Annotated in this window: 1 protein-coding gene and 2 pseudogenes; 2 read left to right on the forward strand and 1 reads right to left on the reverse strand. The window is 74.1% G+C overall.

Annotated features, from left to right (window positions below):
• Nucleotides 1-1,863, reverse strand: a pseudogene (locus tag GJ633_RS15415) (radical SAM protein); the annotation flags it as partial.
• A gap of 139 nt (nucleotides 1,864-2,002) precedes the next feature.
• On the opposite strand from GJ633_RS15415, the gene GJ633_RS15420 reads away from it, so the two are divergent.
• Both GJ633_RS15420 and GJ633_RS15425 read left to right on the forward strand, forming a co-directional pair.
• Nucleotides 2,003-2,347: a hypothetical protein gene (locus GJ633_RS15420; protein ID WP_156589500.1), complete on the forward strand. Its 345-nt coding sequence runs from the start codon at nucleotides 2,003-2,005 to the stop codon at nucleotides 2,345-2,347.
• Nucleotides 2,348-2,372: 25 nt separating this feature from the next.
• Nucleotides 2,373-2,907, forward strand: a pseudogene (locus GJ633_RS15425) (sugar kinase); the annotation flags it as partial.

A 2,907-nucleotide genomic window follows, 5' to 3' on the forward strand; every position in this document is an offset into this window, starting at 1 on the left:
GCCGCGGCCGAGCGGCGAGCGGTCCGAGCCCGGACCGCGCGGCCGGGCCGGCCCGGACTCCCGCCCGGTCGCGGCCCGGGATCGGGACGTCGACGTCGTCGACGACAGCGAACTGCGAGAGGTCCGCGACGCCGGCGTCGACGTCGTCGAGGGCGTCGTAGGGGCGCCCGACGACGACGTCGCCGGCCGTGTTCCGGTTGATCCCGGGAATCGCGGTCAGCTCGTCCATCGACGCGGCGTTGACGTCGAGCGGGTACGGTACGCCGGTGACCGACCGGTACCCGTGGTCGGTGATCGCCACGTCGATCGCGGTTCCCAGCTCGCGCTCGCCGGGGACCGCGACGAGCAGCGCGTAGGTGCCGAGCTGGCGCCCGAACGTCTTCCCGTCCTGGTGGTACTCCAGGTGGACGTCCGGGAGGATCGTCCCCGGCGGGACCACGCGGTCGAGCATCGGGTTGTCGATCGTCTCGCGGACCTCGCGTTTGTACGACTGGAACTGGTCCCTGTGCTCGTTGGCGATCTCCGCGCCGGTCTCGGCCATCTCGGTGCCCGCGAACGCCATCACCTGTCGGATGTTGATCCGGCGGAGCATCAGCCCCTCGTCGTACACCCGCTGGAGGAACCGCTTGTTGTGCTCGTACGTCTCCGGGCGCTCGCCCGCGAGCCCGTGGACGAGGTTGATCCCGGGCAGGAGCTTCGGGAGCCGCGGCGAGGCGTCGGGGCCGGTCGACGGGCCGGTGACGCGGCTGGTGTCGTTCGGCGTCGTCTCGGGGTCGTCGCCGGGGCGCCAGCCGCCCTCCTCGTTGACGACGCGGACCGCCTCCAGGCACTCCTCGGCGGTGACGAGCAGGTTGTTCTCCTCGCGGACGACCGGGTCGGCGGACTCGAGTCCGAACGCGGCGGTGTCGCCCGGCGTGTTGTGCTCGGCGATGACCCGGATCGCCTCCCTGGACGCCTCGGGGTAGTCCACGATGGTGACGGGGTTCATGTTGTCGAGGTGGAGCGTCCGGAGGTCGGGCGCGACCGCGCGGATCCCGCCGTACAGCTCGCGGAGGGCGTCGGGGTTCGGGGCCTCGCCGTCGCCGCCGAACGCGAGGATGTCGGCCTGCCGGCCGAGCCGGAAGTGCCGCACGCCGCGGTCCGAGAGCGCGTCGACCTCGTCGACGACCGACCCCGCCTCGCGGAACGCCGGGTCCCCGTACAGCGGCTCCGTGCAGAACGAACACCGGTAGGCGCAGCCCCGGGAGGTCTCCAGCTCGCAGATGAGGTAGTCGGGGTGGTTCGGGTGCTGCTCGACCACGAACGCCCCCTCGCGGGCCCACCGGTCGACCTCCTCGTTCGTCCGCATCCGGTTGCCGTACCCCTCTAACCCCTCGCGGACGAGGTCGTGTGCGGCGGCCTCGACGTCGCCCATCGCGACGAAGTCGTAGTCGAGGTCGTCGCGCTCGGTCTCGGTCGCGCCCGCGTTCTCCTCGCCGACGCCGAAGCGGACGGGGCCGCCGAGCAGCGTCACGCCGTCCGCGGTCCAGCCGAGCTCGCGGACCTCGTCGGGCTCGGCGGGCGTCCCGCCGACGTACTTGCCGGGCACCGTCATCCCGCCGACGTAGACGAACAGGTCGCGTCGGCGACGTCGGCCCGCTTGTTCCGGTCCTCGCGCAGCTCGTCGATCGTGTGGTAGGTGATCCCCGACTCGGGGACGCCGGCGTCGACGAGCGCGCCCGCCGTGTACCGCGGGTACGTCGAGAGGTACGGCGGCACGCCGAAGTGGGCCGGCTCGTCGACGTAGCCGTCGACGATGGTGACGGAGAGATCGGCCGGGTCCGGCGGCAGCGAGCCGCGACTCCCGGCGGCCGAATCGGTCATGTTACCCGCCCGTTGGCGGCCGAGACGGGAAAAGCGTGCGGAACGTCGAGACGGGAAACGCGTGCGGAACGCCCGGACGGCGGCGTCCGTCCGCGTCGTCTCCCGATCGCTTATCAGCCAGCGCCGAGAGCGATCCGGCGTGTCCCCCCGCCGCGCGACCCTCCTCGCGGACGCTTCGATCGGGCTCCTCGCCCTGCTGAGCCTCGGCAGACTCCTCGACGCCGGCGCCGTCCCGTGGCCGGTCGTCTTCGCGATCGCGGCGGTGAGCGCAACCCTCGCCGGTCTGGTCGCGTGGGCCGTCCGCGACCGGCTGTCCGAGCGCCGCCGCGAGACCCTCGGGCTCGTCGGGATCGGCCTCGCGGTGCTCGCGCTTCCGGTGTGGCTCGGCGTCGCGCTCGCGCTCGGGTTCCCGGTCGTCCGGTCGTGGGACGTCGCTCTCGTGGGCACCGCGCTCGGCGGCGTGACGGCAGATAACAACCGTTAATCGGCGGCCGCGCTTCCGGCCGGGCATGAGCAGCCAGCGGGCGTCCGCGTTCGTCCCCGGCCACGTCACCGCCTTCTTCAGCGCGCACCCGGACGAGCGCCCGCGGTCGCCGGCTCGCGCGGCGCCGGCTTGACCCTGACCGACGGCGTCACCGTTCGCGGTGTCGCCCGCCGACGGGGCGGCCGGCGACCGGACCGTCGACGGCGCGCCGGCGACGATCGACCCGGTCGAGACGTCCTCGACGCGCTCGGGCTGGCGGGACAAGCGCGTGACGCCCCGTCGCCGGTCGACGTCGCGGTCGAGAGCGACCTCCCGATCGGCGCCGGCTTCGGGGGTCTCCGGGGCGGCTGCGCTCGGGACGGCGCTGGCCGCGAACGCGGCGTTCGACCGGGGACGCTCCGAGAACGAGCTGGTCCGCGCCGCCCACGAGGCGGAGGTGCGGTGCGGGACCGGCCTCGGCGACGTGGTCGCGCAGGCGCGCGGCGGGGTCCCGATTCGGCTGGAGCCCGGCGCGCCGGGCGCGGCGAACTCGACGGCGTCCCCGCGAGCGCCCGCGTCGA

Origin of the sequence: Halorubrum sp. CBA1125, from assembly GCF_009742825.1 — an archaeon.
Lineage (GTDB): Archaea > Halobacteriota > Halobacteria > Halobacteriales > Haloferacaceae > Halorubrum.